General features: G+C 47.8%; 20 protein-coding genes. 12 read left to right on the top strand and 8 right to left on the bottom strand.

Annotated elements, in window-relative coordinates; translation table 11 throughout:
• Window positions 1-12 precede the first annotated feature (12 nt).
• The 7 genes from nasC to PPA03S_RS06965 all read left to right on the top strand — a co-directional run bounded on the left by nasC (window position 13) and on the right by PPA03S_RS06965 (window position 14,526).
• Window positions 13-2,145: an assimilatory nitrate reductase catalytic subunit NasC gene (gene nasC / locus PPA03S_RS06995; RefSeq protein WP_062321191.1), complete on the top strand. Its 2,133-nt coding sequence runs from the start codon at window positions 13-15 to the stop codon at window positions 2,143-2,145.
• 328 nt (window positions 2,146-2,473) lie between these two features.
• On the top strand, window positions 2,474-2,893 hold the full coding sequence (locus PPA03S_RS06990; RefSeq protein ID WP_062321189.1) for a hypothetical protein: 420 nt from the start codon (window positions 2,474-2,476) through the stop codon (window positions 2,891-2,893).
• Window positions 2,894-2,916: 23 nt separating this feature from the next.
• Window positions 2,917-7,902, top strand: a complete 4,986-nt coding sequence (locus tag PPA03S_RS06985) for a DUF4132 domain-containing protein (protein WP_062321187.1) — start codon at window positions 2,917-2,919, stop codon at window positions 7,900-7,902.
• 640 nt (window positions 7,903-8,542) lie between these two features.
• On the top strand, window positions 8,543-11,242 hold the full coding sequence (locus tag PPA03S_RS06980; RefSeq protein ID WP_062321185.1) for a beta-glucosidase: 2,700 nt from the start codon (window positions 8,543-8,545) through the stop codon (window positions 11,240-11,242).
• A 112-nt stretch (window positions 11,243-11,354) separates the two neighbouring features.
• A complete protein-coding gene (locus PPA03S_RS06975) occupies window positions 11,355-12,893 on the top strand; it encodes a glycoside hydrolase family 30 protein (RefSeq protein ID WP_411835401.1) in 1,539 nt (512 codons plus the stop codon).
• Between the two features lie 135 nt (window positions 12,894-13,028).
• Window positions 13,029-13,517, top strand: a complete 489-nt coding sequence (locus tag PPA03S_RS06970) for an acetyltransferase (protein ID WP_062321183.1) — start codon at window positions 13,029-13,031, stop codon at window positions 13,515-13,517.
• Between the two features lie 22 nt (window positions 13,518-13,539).
• Complete coding sequence (locus PPA03S_RS06965) at window positions 13,540-14,526, top strand: WXG100 family type VII secretion target (RefSeq protein WP_062321180.1); 987 nt, start codon at window positions 13,540-13,542, stop codon at window positions 14,524-14,526.
• 74 nt (window positions 14,527-14,600) lie between these two features.
• On the opposite strand, the gene PPA03S_RS06960 is transcribed toward PPA03S_RS06965, so the two are convergent.
• The 6 genes from PPA03S_RS06960 to PPA03S_RS06935 form a co-directional block, all read right to left on the bottom strand.
• Entirely contained in the window at window positions 14,601-15,389 is a 789-nt protein-coding gene (locus PPA03S_RS06960; RefSeq protein ID WP_062321177.1) for a formate/nitrite transporter family protein, read from the bottom strand.
• Window positions 15,390-15,524: 135 nt separating this feature from the next.
• On the bottom strand, window positions 15,525-15,671 hold the full coding sequence (locus PPA03S_RS33235) for a hypothetical protein (RefSeq protein WP_167665992.1): 147 nt from the start codon (window positions 15,669-15,671) through the stop codon (window positions 15,525-15,527).
• Window positions 15,672-15,679: 8 nt separating this feature from the next.
• Window positions 15,680-15,880, bottom strand: a complete 201-nt coding sequence (locus PPA03S_RS06955; protein ID WP_062321175.1) for a hypothetical protein — start codon at window positions 15,878-15,880, stop codon at window positions 15,680-15,682.
• Window positions 15,881-15,894: 14 nt separating this feature from the next.
• Window positions 15,895-16,395, bottom strand: a complete 501-nt coding sequence (locus tag PPA03S_RS06950) for a hypothetical protein (RefSeq protein WP_062321173.1) — start codon at window positions 16,393-16,395, stop codon at window positions 15,895-15,897.
• A 27-nt stretch (window positions 16,396-16,422) separates the two neighbouring features.
• Entirely contained in the window at window positions 16,423-16,641 is a 219-nt protein-coding gene (locus tag PPA03S_RS06945; RefSeq protein WP_068963980.1) for a bacteriocin immunity protein, read from the bottom strand.
• Window positions 16,642-17,032: 391 nt separating this feature from the next.
• A complete protein-coding gene (locus tag PPA03S_RS06935; protein WP_062321166.1) occupies window positions 17,033-18,022 on the bottom strand; it encodes a zinc-binding dehydrogenase in 990 nt (329 codons plus the stop codon).
• Between the two features lie 136 nt (window positions 18,023-18,158).
• Between PPA03S_RS06935 and PPA03S_RS06930 the strand changes: the two genes are divergently transcribed.
• From PPA03S_RS06930 to PPA03S_RS06910, 5 genes are all read left to right on the top strand, one after another.
• Window positions 18,159-19,034, top strand: coding sequence for a LysR family transcriptional regulator (locus PPA03S_RS06930; RefSeq protein WP_062321165.1), 876 nt, complete (start codon window positions 18,159-18,161; stop codon window positions 19,032-19,034).
• Window positions 19,035-19,040: 6 nt separating this feature from the next.
• Window positions 19,041-20,153, top strand: coding sequence for a threonine aldolase family protein (locus PPA03S_RS06925; RefSeq protein WP_062321163.1), 1,113 nt, complete (start codon window positions 19,041-19,043; stop codon window positions 20,151-20,153).
• 89 nt (window positions 20,154-20,242) lie between these two features.
• On the top strand, window positions 20,243-20,926 hold the full coding sequence (locus tag PPA03S_RS06920) for a hypothetical protein (protein WP_157283991.1): 684 nt from the start codon (window positions 20,243-20,245) through the stop codon (window positions 20,924-20,926).
• Window positions 20,927-20,953: 27 nt separating this feature from the next.
• A complete protein-coding gene (locus tag PPA03S_RS06915) occupies window positions 20,954-21,307 on the top strand; it encodes an SMI1/KNR4 family protein (protein ID WP_082704031.1) in 354 nt (117 codons plus the stop codon).
• Between the two features lie 32 nt (window positions 21,308-21,339).
• Entirely contained in the window at window positions 21,340-22,242 is a 903-nt protein-coding gene (locus tag PPA03S_RS06910; protein WP_062321158.1) for a LysR substrate-binding domain-containing protein, read from the top strand.
• Window positions 22,243-22,285: 43 nt separating this feature from the next.
• On the opposite strand, the gene PPA03S_RS06905 is transcribed toward PPA03S_RS06910, so the two are convergent.
• Window positions 22,286-23,275: an aldo/keto reductase family protein gene (locus PPA03S_RS06905; protein ID WP_062321156.1), complete on the bottom strand. Its 990-nt coding sequence runs from the start codon at window positions 23,273-23,275 to the stop codon at window positions 22,286-22,288.
• A 140-nt stretch (window positions 23,276-23,415) separates the two neighbouring features.
• Window positions 23,416-24,447: a PocR ligand-binding domain-containing protein gene (locus tag PPA03S_RS06900; RefSeq protein WP_062321154.1), complete on the bottom strand. Its 1,032-nt coding sequence runs from the start codon at window positions 24,445-24,447 to the stop codon at window positions 23,416-23,418.
• Window positions 24,448-24,736 lie beyond the last annotated feature (289 nt).

The raw sequence follows: 24,736 nt of genomic DNA, 5'->3' as shown, positions 1-24,736 counted from the left end.
AGGGATGGGCAGATGAGATCATTGGTGAGTTCAGAACCAATAGCTTCAAGGCTCCATGTAAAGGAGACTCAGTGTCCGTATTGCAGTGTACAATGCAAAATGACAGTTGAGGAACTTGCTGCACCGGTTAAAGGACAGCATCGGGGAGAGTATGCGGTTCAGGGTGTTCCAAATGAAGCCTCCCAGGGCAGATTATGTGTTAAAGGCATGAATGCACATCAGCATGCGCTCAGTGGGCAGCGGTTGCTGCACCCCTTAATTCGTCGCAATGGCGAACTGGAGACATGTTCCTGGGAAGAGGCCATCCAATATATTGCTGAGCAATTTCAGAGTATGAAAGAGGACTATGGGGCAGATACGGTTGGGGTATACGGAGGCGGCTCTCTGACCAATGAAACCGCCTATCTTCTTGGCAAGTTCGCAAGGGTTGCATTAGGGACGAAGTATATTGATTATAATGGACGCTTTTGCATGTCAGCTGCAGCTTCTGCCGGGAGCAAAGTATTCGGCATGGACCGTGGACTGACATTCCGTTTATCCGATATTCCCAAGGCGGGCTGCATTATACTGGCAGGTACCAACATTGCCGAATGCCAACCTACTCTGCTGCCGTACTTCAATCAGGCTAAGGAGAACGGAGCATATATTATCGTTATCGATCCTCGCAGGACGGCGACCGCGGCGATGGCCGATCTTCATTTACAGGTGAAGCCTGGAATGGATGCTCTGCTGGCGGATATCATGCTGAAAGTAATCATGGATAACGGAATGGTGGACTCTCATTTCATAGAAGAAAGAACGCTTGGATATGAACAATTGCGGCACGGATTGGCAGATTTACAACTGGAGCAGGCCGCAGCGGCATGTGGGATTGACCTGGCTCAGATTCGTCAGGCAGCAATGGCATATGGTAAAGCAGACACCGGAATGATCATGACGGCGCGCGGAGTGGAGCAGCAAACGGACGGACATTTGGCAGTCAGACATTTTCTGAATTTGGTTCTGGCGACTGGAAAAATTGGCAAACCAGGCTGCGGATACGGTGCTATCACAGGTCAGGGGAATGGGCAAGGCGGGCGGGAGCATGGGCAAAAGGCCGACCAGCTGCCTGGCTATCGCTCCATCGAAAATGAAGCAGATCGTGCCTATGTAGCTTCAGTCTGGGGAGTGGGCCCGGCAAGTTTACCGGGAAAAGGGGTCTCGGCCTACGAGATGATGGAGCGTGTGCATGATCAGGATATTCGGGCGCTGCTTGTGATGGGGTCGAATCCGGTGGTATCCAATCCCAATGTGCGTTTGGTCGAGGAGGCACTCCGGAAACTGGACTTCCTGGTTGTGGCAGACATGTTTCTGTCCGAAACAGCCCGATTGGCTGATCTGGTTCTCCCGGTCACGTCTTATCTGGAGAATGAAGGTACACTGACCAATCTGGAAGGACGTGTTCTGTTGCGCGAACAAGGTCGGCCTTCCCCTGGAGAAACGCTTCATGATTGGGATGTTTTGTGCCGAATTGCTGAAGAGTTGGGCAAAGGCACTTACTTTCAATATGATTGTGCGGAGGACATATTTAATGAGCTTAGGGTAGCAAGTCGCGGGGGAATCGCGGATTATTATGGGATTACCTATGAACGTTTGCGTAACGAGAAAGGTGTATATTGGCCATGTCCTGCTCCGGAGGAGCAAGGCACAGGGTTGTTATTTAGTGACCGATTTGCCCACCCTGACGGCAGAGCTGTATTTACAGCCGAGTTCAGCCCAGGCTGGAATGAAGTATCCCCGGAATTCCCCTTGATTCTCACCAATGGGCGTGTGCTTCCTCATTACCTGACAGGGGTTCAGACACATCGAAGTGCAGCACTTGAAGCCCGTGAAGTGGAAAACTTCGTTGAACTTCATCCGGCTGCCGCAGCCCGTAATCGTGTACTGGATGGGGAGTGGGTTGAAATACAATCGATCTATGGGAGCTTTACCGTGCGTGCGCGAGTCAAAGAATATATTCGGGAAGATACGTTGTTCGTGCCCATGCACTGGGGCGGTATTCAGAATGTGAATCGTGCAACAAGACCAGAATTGGATCCATATTGCCGTATGCCAGGATTCAAGACGGTTGCAGTAACCATTCATCCTTTACGGTTAGTCAGGTGAGTAATACGAATTGAACTGAACGATGAGTATCTGATGAAGAGCTTAGGCGGCTGTGCGCTCCCCTATTTATATGGGAACGTGCGGCTTTTTTTTGCGTATTAAACGTAGAAATGCAATAGTTCCCAGGTTCCACGTAAACATGAGGAATGGCCCATGAATATGGCTGGAATATTCGTTATGATGTTTGAGAGGGGCACATATGTACGCATTTATGAGTGGGATGAAACAAGCTGATGCCTAAGTTCGATTCAGTTTTCCATGGTAGTATCGATATTTGGGCAGATAGAAGCTTCTATATAATGTAAAGCAGTACATAGGAGGGAAAGCGGTGAACGTATGGATTACGGTGAAAAGTCTGGGGAAACGCAAGCCGATACTTGCCAAACAAGCTGCCGAACTTCCGGAAACAACCGATACGCTTAGACAGCTTATTAGGAGCATAGTCGCTCAGCAGATCAAGGCTCTTCAGGACAGGAAAAATGATGCGGAATGGCTTGCCTACCTGATGCCCGAGGACATTCAGGAGCAGGGGACAGCGGGCAAAGTGGGCTTTGGCACGATCTACAATGAAGAGATTCCTAATGTAGAAGGTGCCATGGATACAGCGGTAACCGCATATGAAGATGGGCTATTTAAAGTGTTTCTCAATGATGAAGAATTGCAGGGACTGGACGAGCCGCTCATTTTACGAGAAGACGATAACGTGGTATTTATCCGTTTTACAATGCTTGCCGGGCGTCTGTGGTAGAGCGTGACGAGGAGGAGATTGGAATGGCTCAGGATGATAAAGTTCAACAGTATCACAATGATTTGCAGGAAAAGGTGAAATCGCTGCATGGTATAGAGCAGGAACTCGCAGGTTATGTTGCAGAGATGGCAGGATTCACCTATTTGCGCGAAGACGAAAAGGCCTATTTGAATACAGAACAACAATTGAAACGTCTGGCTGCTGAGACGCAAACTTCATTGTTCCGCCCGCTGCTGGATGTACTGGGTCAGCTGGTTAGTGAACCACTTTTGGCGAGATTCTGGTATATTGCAGAGCGTGCAGCGAATTTTCCTTATAGCAAAAATTATGAACGAAGACCCTTTCGTACAATCGATCCCGAACAGCATATCGGACAGGTCCTTCGCAAAATGATTGCTTTGTTCCGTATGGAGATGCATGGCTTCTCTTTGAGCGAATATGTGTCACTGCGGGAATACAAATTTGATTATCTTCATGAGATCAGAGCAGTTTTGCCGGATTGCATAGCTTATGAACTGGATCATGAAACCGGAGATATGAAGCAGGCACTGCATACTATTATCTACGGCGATAATCAGAATGGATTGCTGACAACTGAGATGATTAAGGGGATCTTCATGAGTGATCAAGTCGATGCCTATCAGATGGTTGGAGAATTGCTGGTTGCGGCAAGACTGCAAGAGGGTCTGCGACAAAGCATTGTGGAACGGATGGATGAAGGTACGCTTGAGGCGTATATATACATATTAAAAATAATCATCGACAACAACCTGATTCGGTTCAGTTCGGTTGTGAGGGCACTTGGCGTATGGACAGGGATCGGAATTGAAGCGGCGAATCAGCGTGTTGCTGCTCAGTTAATTACACAAGCTCATCAAGCATTAACGGATTCTGCGGTTCGGGAGAAATGGCAGCAAAGTGCCAATGCAAATGAGTTGTTCATTAGCCTCTGGGCAGCGGCTGTCATTGAAGAGGATGAGTTGGAGCAAAAAGTCATCCAGATCATGGATCAAGGACAAGTATATCAGCAGATTGTTGCTCAATACGTGCTCGCGAACAGCCAGAACAGAGAATTGCGATTGCATGTGGCACGTCAGTATCTTGAAGTACAGGATCTGGAGTTGCTGCATTGGGTCATTGAGAATTATGATGCCATGTACATGTTTAACTGGAGCTTTGAAAATGGGGAGAATCAACGTAGTGTCCACATCTGGCCACTGTCTGTTTTTGAAGATAAAGCCGTGCGTCGGCGTGACTTTGATCTGTTCAAACAAATGCTGGCCCATATTCCGCAGGGAGGGGCTGGTGGACCATCCGGTGTTCTTGAATTTGTTCAATATCGGATCGATCCGGATGATGTGGTGAAAAAAATGCTGTACCTTGCCGCGTATGACATGGACCCGGAATGGCTTGGTGAGGTCATTGCACTCAAGGACAAGCTAAGCCCGGACTTACGCGGTGAATTGTTGTCCCAGTTTGTCCATCATCCCGAGAATGAAGTACAAAGACAGTTTATTTTTGACAGTCTGTCGGATAAGAGTATGAACAACCGTGAGAATGCTCTGCTCAAAGCCAGGTTGTTAACACTGACGCTCGAAGAGATGCTGCAAATGGAGGCGCTGCTCAAGCTGAAAACGGGATCGCTGCGTCAAAAAATTATCCAGGTGCTGTTACTTCAGCCGACAGATCAGCTGATTATATCGCTGAAACGTCTTCTGCAATCCAAAAGTGAACTACAGCGTTTGGGCGCGCTGGAGCTGCTCACTGAAATCTCCGCAGACCCACAGCGTTCGGAGCAGCAGGAGCAGATGCAGTCATTGATAACGTTAATCAAGACACCAACGGCCAAGGAGCAGAAGCTGCTGGACAAACTTACCGAGCAGACCAGCAGGTATACTGCGTTGAATGGATTCGGCTTGTTTGATCCTTCAGAGGAAAATCCACTGCTCCATGAAGAACGCGATCTTGGCGGATTCAAGCCGAAGGACCTGTTTACCCTTTCGCTGGAAAAGGCAAAGTGGTTTCTTGAAGGTTTGGATGAGCTGGTGCATGAGCACAGGGACCATGAATATGAGGCTGAATATTACGCCGGCTACAAAGAAAACTTGCTGGTAGGTGCGACTTTGCGCGCCATGGTCTATATTCCTTATGATCAGCGGCAAGATGCTGTATTATTGGAGCAGTTCCCTCTCCATAACATATGGGGGGAATATGTCCGTAAGAGTGGTCTGGACAATAAGGAACTGCTGCAAGTTTTGTTCACGATCCGCATGGAGGATCTGAATAAGAAGCTGGATCATTATTATCGATACTATTCCAACGTATATGACTACAATGAGTTGGAGAAACACAGCCTGCTGGAAGGGTGGCGTAAGGATTTTGCCGAAGAAGTCTACCCGCTCCAGTACATTCAGGATATGAAAAAGATGGTTAGTGAACTTCGTTACGAAGATCAGGTAAGAACGCTGATTGAGGCCATGTATGAGGACAGTGATAAATCAGATACATTTGAAATCGCGGAACGGACACTGTATGCACTGATGAAAATGATGCCTGAAGAGCAAATGGAAAAGGAATCGGGCATGCTTGATCTCTTGTCTGGGCCATGGTTCTATATTGTGCGGGATCGTGTACATGATGATAACAGCTTCATGCGATACTTCCAGACTATGTGTCAATTCGACAGGTTAAACAAAGACAGTCACCGAAGCTCCTTCCTCTCTCTGAACGACTATCTGCGTGCCTATGAACTGGATTTTATTGATGCACAGGAAGTCTACAAGCAGCTGCTTGTGGGAGAGTCACGTGCCCTGTTTATTCGCGAACTGACATCCAGTCGGAATGACTGGATTGCGGAGAAGCCGGTATTGGCAGAACTGCGAAGAACAGTTGTTGAACGGATTCTGGAGATAGAGTTGACTCGAGGGGAGCTCTCCACAGAAGTAAGTACCTTGGCGATGAAGCTTGAGCGCATTGAAGGCATGGAGCATTGGGTGCATCTCGTTGCTGCCATGGATCAGGATACTTTTGTCCGTGGATATATCTACAGCTACGGTGACGATACAACTCGTAAAGAAACGTTCAGCCATCTGATTCAGGTTTGCCATCCACGTGATGGAGAGGACGAAGTGCTGCTGGGACAATTGCTGGCGAAGCATCCCATTCAGGAGAAGAAGCTCCTGGAAGCCGCAATGTACGCGCCGCAATGGATGGAGATTGTTGCGAAACATCTCGGATGGGAAGGTCTGCGTAGTGCAGCCTGGTACTTCCATGCCCATATTAATGAACGTTTCACTGCTGAAAAAGAAACCATCGTAGCGCATTATTCTCCAATCTCGCCTCAGGACTTTAACGAGGGCGCATTTGATATTGCCTGGTTTGAGGAGGCGTATGAGGCTGTCGGTGAGGAGCGGTTCAATCTGCTGTACGATTGTGCCAAGTATATCTCCGGGGGAGCCAACCACCGCAGATCACAATTGTTCGCTGATGCGGCACTTGGGAAGCTGAAGCTTGAAGATATGCGTGAGTCTGTGGAAAATAAGCGCAACAAAGATCATTTGTTGACCTACAGCCTGATTCCGTTTGCGGAAGAAAGGGAACAGGATCTGCGCGAGCGGTACGACTTCATTCAGAAGTTTCTGCTGCAGAGCAAGCAGTTTGGCGCACAGCGCCGTGCCAGTGAAGGTCTGGTATCACAGATTGCGCTGGGCAACCTTGCCAGGAATGCAGGGTATGCGGATGTTACCCGGCTGATGTGGGATATGGAAGCTCGCAAGCTGGATGAGATGAAATCCTATTTTGAGCCGCGTGAATTGGATGACGTCACCACAGCCCAATTGGTCATCGATGAAGAAGGTCAACCGGAATTGGTCATCGTAAGTAAAGGGAAGATACTCAAGTCGGTACCTGCACGCTTCAAAAAAGAGGGTTACATTACCGAATTGAAGGAGTTAAAGTCCGATCTGGTTGATCAGTATCGCCGGGCAAGACAGGAATTGGAGCGTTCCATGACAGCTGGAACCTCCTTTACACGGGAGGAAATCGCCAATCTGATGCAGAATCCGGTCCTTCGTCCACTGGTTCGCACCCTTATTTTCCAGGCAGGTGATAAGCTGGGACGCTTCGATGTCACTTCGGGTGGCCTTATTGCTCCAGATGCGGAGGGTACAGAGAGCTCAATTCAAACGTTGACGGAACAGGATAAACTGCTGATTGCACATCCATTGCATCTGTTCCTGGGTGGAACCTGGAGCGAATTCCAGCGGGATCTGTTCAATCGCCAGGAACGGCAGCCATTTAAGCAGGTGTTCCGTGAACTCTATCTTCCGAATGAGGATGAACTGGCTAATGGTACCGTATCCCGTCGGTATGCAGGTTATCAGATTCAACCGAAAAAAGCAGTTGCTCTGCTTAAAGGACGTCAATGGACAGTCAGCTATGAGGAAGGGCTGCAAAAGGTAAGCTATGAGCATAATCTGATTGCCAATCTCTATGCCATGGCAGACTGGTTCTCACCCGCAGATACTGAAGCACCTACTCTGGAGACAGTGCAGTTCTATGATCGGAAGAGTTACAAACCTGTTGCGCTGAAAGATGTACCGCCGGTCTTCTTCTCGGAAGTCATGCGTGATATCGATCTGGTAGTGAGTATGGCACATGTTGGCGGAGTAGATCCGGAAGCCAGCTTGACCACGATTGAGATGCGTCACGTGATTGTGAATGAGTCACTGCGTCTGTTGAAAGTCGGTAACGTACATCTCGATGGAAACTACGCACGAATTGATGGTGAACTGGGCGAATACGCCGTTCATCTTGGTAGCGGTAATGTGTTCAAGCAGGCGACGGGCGCACTTCACATCGTACCTGTACACAGCCAGCATCGGGGCAGAATCTTCCTGCCGTTCCTTGATGAAGATCCAAGAACGGCCGAGATTCTATCCAAAGTGATGTTATTGGCTGAAGACAAGAAGATCAAGGACCCACAAATTCTGGCACAATTGCAAAATTAACAGATCAGATGCAATAAATTTAATGTGTACTCATGGAAAGTCCCGTTCCGATGTGGGCGGGACTTTTATCACTTCCCCGTTCGTTATTTATGATAAGGAACAACCCCTTTGTTCATTTTATGAATTAGGATAGCCGGAGTACCTGTTAATAGGGACTTCGGTTGCTTTCATTTTTTCTAATTGAATTCACATTGGCATGCATCCGGTTTCAAATAGACTTTGGACCCAGATGAATCTTGGGCCTCTCTAAATCTGATAATTAATTGCATAAATTGGTTGATCAGGATTGGGTCAATGCGACTGTTTTTAAAAGTGAATTTTTTGTTTGATTCATATTACGAAAATGTAATTAATTCGTTTTCTTGTATTGTTACCGGAACTGTGATTGAAGTGATTCTCAAGAACTATGCCAGTGTATTTTGCCGTTTTTCCAAATTTAGAGGGATGTAATTAGTAAGCAGGTCGGCTATCGTTAGGAAGCGAAATTGCTGCCCTCGTTACGGGCTGCAGTCTCGGAAGCCATGTGCAGGACTACCTGAATGCTTGAAAGGCTGGGAACAAGCCAGTGTGCATTCCCTTGTGTACATGTATACAACGTGTGTACAAGAAAAATGATCAAGAGAGAAGGAGAGCTTACAACATGAACAAAAGACTTAACCTGATTTTCCTCAAACGATGGTTTATGCTGTTAATCATCGTGGCGGTAACGGCCATGCCGTTAAACGCCTTCGCCGCAGAAGGGGATTCCGGGGCTGAACGCCCATGGATGAACAAGTCACTGTCTGCGGAGGAACGTACCGAACTGCTGCTCAAAGCGATGACGCTGGAGGAGAAAGTCGGATTCGTTACCGGTAAAGTAAATAACTACTATGGTTTCTATAATGATGGACTGGAGCGCCTTGGCATTCCGGCATTACAGATGGCAGATGGACCGGCAGGGGTGCGGGTTGCGAACCCGGATGTTCAGGACAAAAAGTCCACAGCACTGCCTGCACCGATTGCCCTCGCGGCATCGTGGGATACCAATCTTGCCAAGAAATATGGTGATCTGATTGGGCAGGAGGCACATGATACAACACATAACGTAGTCCTCGGCCCTGGGCTGGATATTGCGCGTACGCCATGGGGGTCCCGTAACTTCGAGTCCCTGGGTGAAGATCCATTGCTGGCTTCCGGCATGGGTGCAGCGTATGTGAATGGGATTCAAAGCAATCCGGTTATTGCTACTGCGAAGCACTATATCCTGAATAACCAGGAGACGGAGCGTTTCACCACCAATGCAACAGCCAGTGAGCGTGCCATTCAGGAAGTCTATGCACGTCCGTTCCAGGCAATGGTCGAAAAAGCGAATCTGGGTTCGGCGATGTGTTCGTTTAACCAGGTGAACGGTACATATGCTTGTGAGAACAAGGAGATGCTGACGGACGTCCTCAAGGACCAGTTTGGCTTTGAAGGGTTCGTCATGAGTGACTACGGTGCCAACTTCAGTACAGCGGAATCCGCGAATGCTGGGCTCGATCTGGAAACACCGGGTGAACCTTATGGCAAATGGGGAAGCAAGCTGCTTGAAGCCGTGAACAAAGGTGAAGTCAGCGAACAAACCATTGATGAGAAGGTCAGACGGATTTTGCTTCAAATGTTCGAAAAAGGGCTGTTCGATAACCCAGTAACCAATACACAAATCAATGCGAAGGCAGATGGCGCTAAAGCACGTGAGTTTGCGGAAGAGAGCATGGTTCTCTTGCAAAATAACGATAACATGCTGCCACTGTCGAGCAAAAACCTGAAGTCCATTGCAGTGATCGGACCCGATGCGGATACCGCATCCGCAGCCGGTGGCGGTAGCAGTCTCGTTAATCCGACCTATACGGTGAGCCCGCTTGAAGGGATTCGTAACCGCGCAGGAAATGGTGTAGATGTGCAATATGCAGCCGGTACCGATCCAATCTCGGCAGGAGATGCGTTTAACGGACCGTCCGCGGTTCCATCCACGCTCTTGTCTCCAGCGAATGCTAACGAAAGTGGTAAAGACAATGCGGAATTCGGCCTGCATGCCGAATATTGGACGAACAAGGACATGGAGGGTAATCCTGAACTGGTTCGCACGGATAACCAGGTGAACATGAATCTTGGATTTTACAACTATGAAGGTTTCAATGCACAATCGTCCAAGCTTCCGGTGACGCCAACGAAGTTTAATAGCAAAATGTCCGCTCGTTGGACAGGTTCCATTACGGCACCGAAAACGGGTGATTACAAACTGTCTCTGACCAGTCTGGGTTCTGCAAAATTGTATGTGGATGACCAACTGCTCGTAAACAATCAAGGTGAAACATTGAGTACAACCGAGAAAGCAATCACGTTCAAAGAAGGCGAGTCCCATAATATTCGGATTGAATATCGTACAGATTTCCCGGTACAAACCAATCATGATATGGGAGCCCAGGTTCGTTTTGGCTGGGAAGCTCCAGAAGATGCAGTGGATGCCAAGATGCAAAAAGCGGTTGAGCTGGCTAAAAAATCCGATGTCGCTGTCGTGGTCACACGTACGTATGACAGCGAAGGATATGTTGACCGTTCCGATCTGGAACTGCCGAACAACCAGGAGCAGCTGATCCGCAAGGTAGCGGCAGCGAATCCGAAAACGATTGTGGTACAAATGAGCGGTCGTGCGGTTGAAATGGATTCTTGGCAGAAGGAAGTGCCAGCCATTGTTCAAGCCTGGTATGCAGGTCAGGAACAAGGTAACGCGGTGGCACGTGTTCTGTTCGGTGATGTAAATCCATCTGGTAAACTGCCAGTGACGTTCCCGTCAGACGATTCACAGACTCCGGTATCTACAGCGGATCAATTCCCGGGTGTAAACGGCGTGGGAAGTTATTCTGAAGGTATCTTTGTAGGGTACAAAGGGTATGACAAAGAAAATATGACACCAGCATTTGCTTTTGGACATGGATTGTCTTATACCAATTTCAACTATCGCAACCTGCATGTGAAAAATACAGGCAAAGGTGATCAAGCGACGGTAGAAGTGTCTCTCAACTTGCGTAATACGGGCAAACGCTCCGGTGCAGAAGTTGTACAGGTCTACGTCGGCAGCTTGCCAACCAAGGTGGAGACACCGAAGAAGCAACTAGCAGGATGGGCTAAGGTCGATCTTAAGGCAGGCAAGCAACAACGCGTCAAAGTTCAACTTGATCGTACGGCGCTGTCTTATTGGGATGAAACATCGCATAAATGGGTAATGCCTAAGGGTAAAGTACAGGTTTATGTCGGCAGTGCATCCGATGATATCCGCCTGACAGGCAGTGTGAATATCGGAACTCCATCCGGGAAATAAAAGGAAAAAGCAAAAAGTCGTGGCCGAATGGCCGCGGCTTTTTCCTTACCTGGCCCAGATTCTGACGTCTGAAGCCGCGGGATAACCAACCGGGAGAGGAGTGTAAAAAGAGTTGAATATTCGATGGAGAAAGAACAAAATACGATGGATGATCCTGTTGCTTGTTGTATTACTTGTTGCATGCTGTGCCGGCCTGGTGGTATGGCTCATGACCAACCGGAGCGAGCAAGAACCGATCCCGCCACCTATAGAGAAAACACAGGCGAAGGCTGAAGTGTGGTTAACGACCGGGGATCAGAAAAATTTGCTGGCACCACAGAAAGCAATCCCTTGGACATCTGATCAGGGGGATTTCGATCCAGAGTTCACCATAAGGATTGATCCGGCCAAGACTTATCAGACGATGGATGGGTTCGGGGCTGCCATGACTGGATCTTCCGCACATCTGATCAACCAGCTTAGGCAAGAACAGCGAGAACAACTGCTGAAGGAGCTGTTTACCGCAGAAGGATTGAATATGGATATGTTGAGGCATACGATTGGCGCTTCCGATTATTCGGTGGACGAATTGGGCGAGCCTTCAAGTTATACCTATGATGATATGGAGTCCAGGACGGATTACGATATGGAGCACTTTTCGATCGAGAAGGATCAGGAAGTCGTGGGCTTGCTGGAGCATGTGGTCGGATTGAAGCCGGATCTTAAGGTTATGGGTACACCGTGGACCGCTCCGGCCTGGATGAAATATGGAGAGAAGACAACCAACGGGTGGTATCTGGATTACAACGACCCACAGGTTTATGAAGCATACGCGCAATATTTTGTGAAATACATTCAAGCATACCAGGCCGAAGGCATTCCCGTATATGGCATGACTCTGCAAAATGAACCGGAGTTTACCTCACCTGACTATCCGAGCATGAGTATGGGAGCCGAAGAGCAGGCCATGTTTATCCGTGATTATCTCGGTCCGGCGATGAAAGATGCGGGGCTGGACACACGAATCATCGCGTATGACCATAATTGGGATCAATCGGTGGAATATACGGACAACGTGCTCGGCGATGAACAAGCTGCTGCCTATATTGACGGCTCCGCATTCCATTGTTATGCAGGTGATCCCTCCGCCATGTCGGAAGTGCACGACCGCTTCCCTGATAAACATATTTATTTTACCGAGTGCAGTGGCGGGGAATGGAGTCCTGATTTTGGCAATAATCTGAGCTGGCAGATGTCCAATCTGATTGTTGGCGGTCCGCGTAATTGGGCGAGAAACGTCTTGTTCTGGAACATCGCACTTGATCCAAGTGGGGGGCCAACCAACGGTGGATGTGAGAACTGCCGTGGTGTGGTGACGATTGACCCGAAGAGCGGTGATATTACCCGAAATGTGGAGTATTATGCTTTGGGTCATATCAGCCGTTATGTTCGTCCGGGAGCCGTAAGGGTCGAGTCCAATCAAGAAAAGGGCAAGATCGAGAACGTGGCTTTCCGCAATCCGGATGGAACGATGGTTTTGGTTGCAGCTAACACGGGAGAGGGAGAAGTTGCCTTCGATGTGGTCATGGAGGGGAAGGCTTTTCGATACACGCTGCCGCCCCAATCGGCCGCAACGTTCCGCTGGAAACCACAAATAACCGAGAAAAATTGACCCGAGATTGGCAATTATGGGTACAGATTGAATGTTGGACATGGTAAAATGAATGTGATGTAAATAGATATAAATATAGAGCCGATCCAAAGATCGGCTTTTTACATAATCAGTCCTAATGGGAGGGAAGAAACGTTGAAATTGGAAATTGTACCTTATCGGGAACAGGATCATGACCAACTGGTCTCGATCTGGGAGCGTGCCGTAAGGGCAACACATACGTTTCTCGCCGAACATGACATCACCTTTTATAAACGTATGGTGAGCGAAGCCTTGCCAGAGGTAGAGGTATGGGAAGTATTGGATTCAGAGGGAGAGCCCGCTGGTTTTATGGCTTTGGATGGGAACCACATTGAAATGTTATTTGTGGATGCAGACAGGCATGGACAGGGCCTGGGACGTCTACTGATTTCACAAGCGATAGACATCAAAGGTAAACACCTCAAGGTTGACGTAAATGAACAAAATGAGGGGGCAACCCGGTTTTATACCCGAATGGGATTTGTTCAGACAGGCAGATCCGAGCTGGATGGTTCGGGTAAACCGTTCCCGCTGCTGCACCTGGAGTTGAAGCTCAAGGGCATGAAGGATCCAAGAGAAAGATTGACCACGCAAATCAACTAATAACAGGAACGGAGTGTGTAGGATGACCCAGATCAAGGTGACACCAGAGCAACTGGATACGGTCAGCGGACAATTCGCCCAGGCACATCAGCAATTGTCGGGATTCATGTCCACATTGGACAGCCAGATCAGCGTCATGCGCAGCAACTGGGACGGCATGGAACGGGAACGTTTCTATAACGATTATTCAACTGCACAGGGGACGATGAAGTCCGTACTGGAATTGGTTTTGTCCATTCAGTCGGAACTCAGAAAGATTGCCGAGCGTTTCCGCACAACGGATGAAGAGGCGATAAACCAGGCGCTCCTGGCCACCCTGACAGCAGCACAGTCCCTTACAACCCTGGGCAAGAATAAAGGCAAAAACTTCGATAAAACGTCTGGCCCTCCGAAGAATATGGATGAATGGGACGAGAAGGATGCCGAGGCTTATCAGAACTATGAGGAAATGCTGAAGAAAGCCGAAGAGATGGGTGATGAAAAATTGGCACAACAGATTCAGGCCAGCATGAACATTATTCGGCTTCAGTATGAAGATGTGATTTATCAGACCGATCCAAACACGGGCAATACGGTGAAGATTACCGAGGATTCGATCGTAGGCACGTATCAGGTGAAAAGCGACAAGGGTGAAACGACCACCATCAGTCTGGATAAACAGGGCAATGTGGTGGACTATAGCAAGGATACGGAAAAGTATAAGTATTCGGAGCAAACGCACACGACCAGTCAAGGAGAGCATCTCTTTGGCAAAGTGGCACAAACGGCTACAGCCTACGGCATCGGTCTGCTGCTCACAAGCAAGACGGGCTCTGCCTTTACAGAACATGCGACAGGTATCGGTTCGTCCCTCGTTGCGGACAAGTTCCTGTTCTCCGTTCCAGAGGAAGGGGAGACCCGTACGATGATCTATCGGACCAACAAGGAGACGGGCCAAATGCAGAACATGATCGTGGTCACGCGTGGCAACAACGATATTGAATATACCCCGTGGCGGGATTACTACTAAGCCCGCACCCATAGACAAGCTCCCCCGCAACCTTCATTACGAAATGGAAGGCTACGGGGTTGTTTTGCAACAAATTAGTGTGTCTCTTCGTCCAGAAACGGTTTGTTCACCGCATAATACATAAAGCCCATCAGCAGTACGCCGCCCACCAGATTGCCGAGCGTCACCGGAACCAGATTGTGGATCACCCCGCCGAATGAGATGGTCCCCGGATGGTTTAGGACGAGCGCAATCGCGAATGTACACATATTGGCGACGCTGTGCTCATAGCCCGAGATGAAAAAGCAGAAGACAAAGAGCATCATAGCGAACATTTTGGCTCCATTCTCCTTCATGAACATCGGCACAAAGAACGCCAGACATACGAGCCAGTTACACAAAATTCCCCGGAAAAAGAGCTGCATGGCCGGAGCCTCCATCTTGTGCTCTACAACACTCAGCAGAAAGCCGTTCACTTGAGATGAATCGAACAGTCCCGTGAGATAAATTAACAGGGCAAATACCGCCGCACCCATCAGATTACCGCTGTAACTGGCAATCCACAGCTTCACCACTTCGAACCATTTCAGTTTCTTGCGTAATGCGGCATACGTGTAATAGAACGTATTCCCGGTGAACAGGTCACCGCCGCCATAAGCGATCAGAATAATAGCCGCGCCGAACGTGAGGGCAGCCATAGGGTATGTAAAAGGGGAGTCTTCCATATAAAAGAAGTTTCCCGTCTTGAACGCCACAATGACGCCGAACCCGATAAACATGCTGGCAAGCATGGAGCGTGCAAGGTACCTGATCAAGCTTTGTTTGTAAATCTTGTGTTTCTTCAGCGCCAGCTTCTCGACGTTGCGTAAACCCTCTGTCTCCATAATTATCCTCCTGTTTTCCTGATGTCTTGTTTACATTATAACGAAAATATGGAAGTTGGGGAGGGGAGACTGGATTTGTGATGTTTATTTAACGGGATAAGGATACATGCAGCACCTGAGTATTTCTGCCTTCTGCTATTCTGTACGCTCACGCGGGGCAAGTTCTTCTGCGTAGGAACGCTCCAGCTTGTCGCGCATAAATGTCTCTGCACGTTCATTTGGCCTGGAGTAGAGGTCTTTGGGGTGCGCTCCGAAAACATGGACCTCCTGTATTTTTTCCATCACACTGTTTAGTAGCGGGCTACCCGTGTAGAGCAGGGAATCGTTTTCTTCACATTCAAACTTGAGAAAAGAAGAGCCTTCTGTAATGCATTAATCTCCCCTTGGGTAAGGTATACAGGCTTCGTAGCGTCTATTCCTGATTCTTTATTGCACTGATCAGGGTTCTCATAAGGTTCATGTTTACGAGAACGGTTGTCACGTTCGTTCATTGAATATCATTTCCTTAATTCGGATGAAGTTCCCGTCTCGCAGAAGCTCCAAAATCAGGATCGGATTGAAGGGATTCCAACGCAGACGTGGCTCCATAGACATGTTGATGTGCAACCAGAATAGCAAAGGCCGCACCTTTGACCAATATGTAGGCACTCCCTTCCAGAACCTCCTGAGCTAACTGGATTTCGACTTCTGTAATGGGCAGAAGAGCGAGTGTTTGCAAGACGTAATTCTGCACATCCTCATCTTCTTCTGGATCACGAACAAGTTGCGCGGCAGCATGCAGGATTTCACCCAGAAGAGCAGAGGAGCCTGCCATACCCAGAGCACGCCATGCTTCGATTCGTATGAGATCTTCTTCGTGTGAATCCATGCCAATAGCGAGAACTTGCTGTGTAAGATGGTTATCCGTCAGGTCGATCAGATCACGAAGTGCCTGTAGTTTTTCTTCTCCGTGGACTGCGTTAAAATCAGGCTGTTCATTGTTATTATTATGATTCAAATCAGACATATCCGATCGTTCACCTCCTGAATGAAATTAGGACTGGGGTGGGAGCAGAATGGGACGAGCAGCCAGCGCCTCTTCCACAATCTGTTCAGGTGTCAGTTCTCGATCGTCCCAGAAAATCAGATTGCTAATCTCCGCATAAGGCAGCTCTTGCTCTAATTCGGTTAGCATGTCATCCAGTTCATTACCGGTTCCTTCGGCATTCATCAGCTTGCGTACCATTTCGACCAAATGCGAATGATTGGACATATTAGTACCTCCTGAGTGATTCATAGAGTGAACAATTTAGTTTTTCATGGGCTGATCCAACGGATCATACGTAACGATAACCGGCAACCATTTCGGTTCAAGGATCAGGCTAATGAGTTTTTCGTCTTGATCAGCATAAGAAATGAAATAGCTCCCGAAATGAGATTCATAGATGAAATCCCTGTATTGTAAAGAGCGTTCGGGGTGCTTTATGTTCACATATAGCGTAGTTACCCCTCGGGCAAAGGTTGCTTTCAACATAGGAATTTGGGCCAAAAGTATAATTGCGACAAGAACAAATGCTGTGCGTTTAGCGAGACGGGTCAGATGGATTCCCCCATTATCGTAAGAATATTTTTACTAATTAATGAAGGTCCATCTAAAACAGATGTCACTCCACAAGTATAGCGAGATTGCCAAACTGCTCTGCCTTTTCCATGCGTTCGAATGCTTTCGCTGTTTCCTGCAGCGGGTATAGGCCATCGATTACAGGATGTATATCATGTTGCTCCACCCATTGCAGCATCTGGACAAACTCTTCACGGCTGCCCATGGAGGTACCCATCAGACTAACTTGAGGGAAAAAGATCGAGCGAATTGGAACAGTCAGATCATCTCCCGAGCTTGCACCGTACATCACGATACGTCCACCTGGTCTGATTATATCAAAATATTTCGGGAACATGGATTGTCCGATGCTATCCAAGATGAAGTCAGCAGAACCGAGATCGTTCTGCAAACTCCAGTCTGCATGACTGTCCAGAGCTTGGAAAGCACCCAGGCGCAGGGCCTCTTTTCTTTTGGTTTCACTTCTGGACGTAACGGTTACCGTCGCACCAGCGGCTACGGCCATTAACAAGGCATAGGTTGCTACACCGCCGCCAATGCCAGGAATGAGGATGTGTTCCCCCTGCTTAAGTCCGCCGCGAGTGAATAGGGCGCGGTATGCTGTCAAAGCCGAAAGGGATAACACCCCTGCTTCCGCCCATGATAGATGAGCGGGTTTGGGCAAGGCATTTCTGGCAGGCAGCGTAATATATTGTGCGAGAGTACCATCCGTAGGACCCCCTACAATATCGGGCACAATGGGTACGTCAACGGCGCGATCCCAACCGAGAGTAGGGTGGATGATGACCTCATCACCTACAGATAAGCCGTCTATTCCCTCTCCAATCTCTACGATTACACCTGCCCCATCGGAACCAAGAATGAGTGATGCGTCTTGTGAGGTACGTCCTGCCATGATGAACAGATCACGATGGTTAATTCCAGCAGATTTCAGTTGGATTCGAACTTCCCCGGCTTCTGGTGCGCGAGATGTTGAATCGGTATATTGAAGACCTTCAAGGCCGCTTTGGCCGGAATGAATAATGGCTTTCATTTTCAAAATTCCTCCTTGTGTATATAAAACTTCACTACTGAGCCTCATTGTACAGATGGGGCAGATTCACGTAAAATGAACAAAAATGAATGTCAGTATCAATTCAGATAATAGATAACAAGCAGGTGATCAGGGCATGGATGCAGGAGATTTAAAAATATTTCAGGCGGTTGCCCGCGAAGGCAGTATCAGCAAAGCAGCGTTAGCGCTGAATTATGTACAATCCAATGTAACAACACGGATTAAACAGTTGGAAGATCAGCTGCAAGTGCTACTGTTTTATCGCTCCAACCGGGGAATGTCGCTCACACCAGCGGGTGAGAATTTGCTTGGATATGCGGATAGAATATTACAATTGTTATCTGAAGCGGAGCAGGCAACGCAGATTGGAAATCCACCTGCAGGGATGCTTCGTCTTGGCGCGATTGAGACGGCGGCCTCCCGTTTTCTGACGCCGCTGCTTGCTGAATACCGTTTATGTTACCCCGAGGTGCAGCACTCCCTAACGACAGGGGGTACACATGAACTCAATCAGAAGGTCATTAAACATGAGCTCAATGGGGCTGTAATATATGGGCCGGTGGATCACCCTGAGTTGAACTATATGAAAGTGTATGACGATGAATTGGTACTGATTGCGGAACCCGGGACCCATAAAATGCATGATTTATTGCGTAAACCCATGTTGTTCTTTGAAGTAGGCTGTACTCATCGTGAACAGGCAGAAGCCTTTTTGCAAGATCAAGGCGTCCATATCCTCAAAGTCATGGAATACGGAACACTGGACACTATTCTGAATGGCGTATCTGCCGGGTTGGGTGTGTCATTACTCCCACGCTCTTCGGTTACCAGGGCAGAACACAGAGGTGAGGTTGCAGTGTTATCTTTGCCTGATCCGTACCGCAGGTTGGAAGTGGGATTTGTGCATTCCCGGAGTGAGCATCAATACGGAGCGCTGGGTGCGCTGGTGCAGATGATGACGAACCAAAAAACCAGAACAATAAAGGAGTAAATAACCTTGAAGAATACAGAGTTAACATTAGCGGAAGCTTTTAATCAAGCGGAGTTTATTATAGGCGGTCACGGCAGTCGTAAAGTCAAAGTGCTTCAGGAAGCGCTGGAGCAGATGGATGGGGAACAGTATAGTGATCATTATGGCAACGGCAAAATCATTGATCAATTTCAGCAGCAGATGGCTGACGTTCTGGGTAAGGAAGCGGCTGTATTTTTCCCTAGTGGTACGATGGCACAGCAAATTGCCCTGCGTATCTGGTGTGACCGCATTGGCATCAAGCGGGTAGCCTATCATCCTTTATCTCATCTGGAAATTCATGAGGAAGATGGACTGAAGAAACTACATCACATTGAATCCATTTTGCTGGCGGATAAGGACCGATTGATTCGATTGGAAGATGTGGAGGGGATGAATGAAGAGATTTCCTGCCTGCTGCTTGAACTGCCACAACGTGAGATTGGTGGACAATTGCCCGCATATGAAGAACTGGAGGCAATCTCGGCGTATTGCCGGGTGCGCGGAATCAAGCTGCATCTGGACGGGGCACGCCTGTTCGAAATCACGCCTTTCTATCAGAAGACACCCGCCGAGATTTGCAGTCTGTTTGATAGTATCTACGTGTCTTTTTACAAAGGGATTGGTGGGATTGCGGGGGCTATATTGGCAGGGGATACGGATGTCATGCAAGAATCGAAAATATGGAAACGTCGTCACGGCGGCGATCTGATCGGTCTGTATCCGTACATCCTCAGTTCCCAGTATTATTTCAATGAACGAATTGGCAAAATGGGGCTTTATTATGAGCAGGCCCAGGAACTGGCCTCCTTGTTGAATGGGTGTCATGGAATACGTACGCTGCCAGAAGTGCCCGTCTCCAATATGTTCCACGTACATATTCCATTAGCCCAAGCCGAGGTGGAGCCTATTCTGGCAACCATGACTCAGCAATTCGGCATAGGAATGACTTCATATTTGCAACAGACCAGTGAACAGAGCTGTGCTTTTGAACTCTCAACGGGAGATCGTTATCCGAATGTGCCACAGGACAAGCTGCGTTCAGCGCTGGAATGGCTGGATGGAGAGCTGCGAAAATATATGGATGAAAGAGCGGAATGATCTAACCAGGCGACCTTTGGCATTGTTGTTATAGATGAGGTAGGATACCGGATCTTATCTTCCTATTACGATTGAAGCGAGGAGCTGTTATGGCAATGTGGTTAGTACCCAAACTGGTGTTTGCAGGAATGATTGGTCTATCTGTTTCTTTTCCAGCTCCAGCCCCAGATCGCACGATATTGGCTGAGGTGAAAGAGAACCAAACACATATTACGTTAGTTGCAGCATCGAAACCTGTAGATGGAACCTACTCTGGCATGACAGTTTTATTGAATGATCAAAAGAGGACATTTCCATGGGGAAATATTAGCGAGCCTGCTTTTTATCCAGAAATCGTCATGAGCAATGTAGATGGCATAGGTCCGGATGAAACAATCATCATTCTTACGACGGGTAAAGGCACCGGGATACGAACTTCAGAAGTTCATGTATTAAAGGATGATTGGAATGAGATTCCAGTAAGGAATGCGGTTGCTGAAGCCAGAAACCTGTTGTCTTCTGTACGGAAGGAATCCGTAACTTCAGTAGAGTATACCTTGGATATCAAAGGGAAGAAGTATGGCTACTCTTTTCCAATAGGAGATGCAGAATTATGGTTTGAGCAGGCAGTAGTGGGCCATATTCTGAGATACCGGGTACAGGACAACAAGCTGATTGCTGAAATACCGGTGCAAGTTTCTCCAGGCATCTTTACAGGTTCAATTGAAGTGGAGTACAAGGAAAAACAGGGGACATTGGTTCCATTCCAAGTGAGTTATGTTGAAGACAGATAAGTGTAGTCAATCCAAGGAGGAATTCATATGAAGCTTACGGAACTGGAACCCATTCGTGATCTTTTGCTTGAATTTGGTTCATGCAACTTCGGTGATCCTGCCTTGTATTCGGTGAAAGAATTGAATTGTGCATATCCCGAGTTCCAGGATGTATACCGTGAAGTTGAGAAGGAGTATGAGCTGTCAGCTGATCTTGAACCATTTCCGATTGGTGGATTTGGCGAAGGAAGCATCGCTATACTGGATCAAACTTCCGGCAAGGTCCTGATGTTGATCCACGATGCGGGAGAACGGCCTCTCCGGGAGATTGCCGTGGACTTTAATGAATTAATGACGATGCTCGCTGAATCAGCCATTTGGGTTCAGGAACAGATGAAGTAACAGGCTAGTCGGAAGGGAAGTACACAAGGCGTATGGATATCCGAAAATTACGATATTTTATCACCGTGGCGGAAGAGCTTCATTTCCACCGTGCGGCAGAGAAATTAAATATGACGCAGCCACCGCTGAGCCAACAGATTCAGAATCTGGAAGAAGAGCTTGGTGTGAAGCTGTTGGAACGCACGAAAAAAATGGTTCGTCTCACGGCGGCTGGTGCCGTCTTTCTGGAACAGGCGAGACTGATCATGGCCCAACTTGAACGGTCCATCCAGCTTACGCAGAAGGCTGACCAGGGGATCATTGGACATTTAACGGTTGCCTTTGTGGATTCGGCTTCGGGAAGTATGATGGTCGATGTGCTGAGAAAATTCCGAGCGGCGTACCCGCAGATTGAACTCACGCTGCGCGAGATGACCTCGTCCGAACAATTGCAGGCACTGGAAGATGGACAGATCCATATTGGATTCTTGCGGTATCAGGATCATGACGGACATTTGTCATTCCGGGTCTGTCAGACGGAAACATTAATCGCAGTGCTGCCAGACCATCACCCTTTAGCTTCACAGACTCAGGTGTCAATAACCGAGCTGGCGGACGAGGATTTTATTTTATTCCCGCGGCATCTGGGCTTTCCGTTCCATCGTCTCGTTCTGGATTATTGCAGGGAGCATGGTGTAGATCCTCGTATTACACAGGAAGCCATTCAGATGTACACCATTGTCAATCTCGTGGCAGCGGGCATGGGCATCTCCATCGTTCCTTCTTCAGTAGATGTGTTCGAGCGGAGAGGTGTGGTGTTCCTGCCATTAGCAGAAAGTCCGCCCTCTGTACCGTTGTACACGGCATGGCGGACGGACTTGAATCAGGAAGTAATCTCTCGTTTTATGAAAATTGTAGATGAATGTGTTGAAGGGAATAGTCGTGTAAATGAGTAGTTCAACTTATATAGTATGTTTATAGTAGTTGAAAGAAGAGCGACTAACCCGTCTTGGCTGGATCACGTTCAATCCACTGATTCAATATTTCATCAATGCGAGACAAGATGTCCCGATCCAGTTGAACACCAGAGGCTTTCACATTCTCAAGGACTTGCTCTGGACGGGATGCCCCAATAATGACGGATGACACATATGGATGCTGGAGAACCCAGGCAACGGCGAGTTGTGGGAGTGTCAGCCCGATCTCTTTCGCGACTGGAACAAGCTGCTGCACAGCAGATAGAACATCGTCATGTAGCCACCGACCAGCGAGGTTGTTGAAAAAGGGTGCTCCAGCCTCGGCCGCTGCACGTGATCCGGCCGGCAGCGCTTCGTAAGGAATATATTTACCGGATAGTATGCCCTGAGCCAGAGGAGACCATGTAATGTGGCCCAGACCTGCTTGTGTACTTGCTGGCACCACTTCCTTCTCAATCACACGCCATAACATCGAATACTGTGGTTGGCTTGCAATAAAGGGCATGCGAAGCTCCTTAGCTAATGCGGCACCTTCTTCAATCTGAGCCGCAGTCCATTCGCTAACGCCAATATAGTGAACCTTGCCCTGACGAACCAGATCCGCAAATGCAAGGAATGTCTCCTCCAGTGGCGTATTTGGATCATAACGGTGAGCGTAATAGACATCGATATAATCGGTTTGCAATCTTTGCAAGGAAGCGTTGCAGGCCTCCATGATATGTTTGCGGGAAAGTCCTCTGTCATTGCGACCTGAACCGGTTGGATGACAGACTTTGGTGCACAGTTCAATACTTTCTCTTCGAATCTCCTTTAAAGCGTGTCCTAACACAGTTTCTGCCTTGGTGTTGGAATAGACGTCTGCCGTATCAAATGTCGTGATGCCTACCTCCAAAGCAGCCTCAACACAGGCTTTTGCTGTTCCATCATCCACTTGTGCTCCATGTGTAATCCAGTTGCCCAGTGAAATCTCACTGACGGTTAAACCGCTATTTCCCAATTTGCGATATTCCATTCGTGACGCCTCCCTAAGTAATCTGGACTCCATTGTAGCAATGGCAGATTAATAGGTGAAATATCTTTTAACCTCATTTTTGATACGAAAAAGATATCAATGCATGTTCTCCTGTAACCAAAGCCTATAGTTAGGCTTTATCATTGTTCCTGCATGTATTTGCGATAAAGGGCGGGCGTAATCTCCTCGAATTTTTTGAATATTTTGATAAAATAACCCGATTCATTGAACCCCAGTTCATCACTGATCTGTGATACGGGCATGTCCGTAACTTCCAGCAATTGCTTGGCCCATTTGATTTTGAGTCGTGCAATATAAGTCGTAAAGTTCTCACCCGTTTCCTTGGCAAACAGCCTGCTGAAGTAACTTGGACTCAGGTGGCACAGATCGGCCATTTGTTTAAGCGAGACTTGCTCACTCTTGTGACTGTGAATATATTCAAAAGCAGGTTGGAGCACCGGGCTGGAGCTCTCTGTATCGCTTGGACTGTTTTTGAGATAGGCATCTGCAATCGCATTGGTCATTTCTTTTTTGATCGACTCAATATTACGGATGGAGTATCCGGGCAGAATGGTGGACAGATTCAGAGACTCCTGATGTCCCGAAGCTTTCTCGAACATCTCCACCAGCAAATTTTTGTTCAATGCTTCCTCTACGATGTAGTTACAGAGTAAAGAGAGCATGTTGGAGATTTTCACCACCTCTTCATAGGTCATAACAGGAAGCTGGTCATAATCCTCCTGTAATTCCTCCAGCTTTGCAGCATGCATAGACACATTCTTGGATGTGACGATCTGTTCCAGCTCCGTCCCTTTCCCCGGGTCAGCCAGCTTCACTTGTCCTGCCATTACAGCACCGATATATTTCCCATCAATCGTAATTGGAATTGCAATGTCCACGATATTGAAATGACACAGGTAAACATAAGGCTCATTCAGTCGAACGGCTTCCAGCCCCCCGCGAGAGTCACATTTCTGACAGTAGGGGAGCAGTTCGGGATCTTTGCGAACCTTTTGGCAAAAGGCCTGACAGCTGCTATGGCTGGTTACGGGTATGCCTTTATAGTCGACTGTTAGAATAGCCAGCTTGGTTACGGTGGCAAGAGAATCCTGTAGACGCTTCCATTTGTTCAGGTCAAGGATTTTATTGATATGAAGATATTCTTTAATCATGGGTGGAACCCTCCAAAGCTAACCTGATAAATGATTTCGTTCGTTAAAAGTTAGCAAGTTGTACATATTAAGATGAGTTAATGACGGGTAATGTATAGATGATGTCAAAATTAACCCATCGCATGACAATAAGATACCATGATTCTGTTGAAAAGCAAAAAATTACGATTGTAAATTATAATAATTTGTACTCAAAGTCCACTGTAAACCTCACATGCATGGTATATATTTAGGTTGATTGTGAGCATTTAAAATTTAATCTTTAAGTTCATCCAAGAATTACATCAGA

This window comes from Paenibacillus pabuli NBRC 13638 (assembly GCF_001514495.1).
Taxonomy (GTDB): Bacteria; Bacillota; Bacilli; order Paenibacillales; family Paenibacillaceae; genus Paenibacillus; species Paenibacillus pabuli.
The sequence above is the reverse complement of the archived record's forward strand: the minus strand, read 5'-3'. Positions and strand labels throughout refer to the sequence as shown.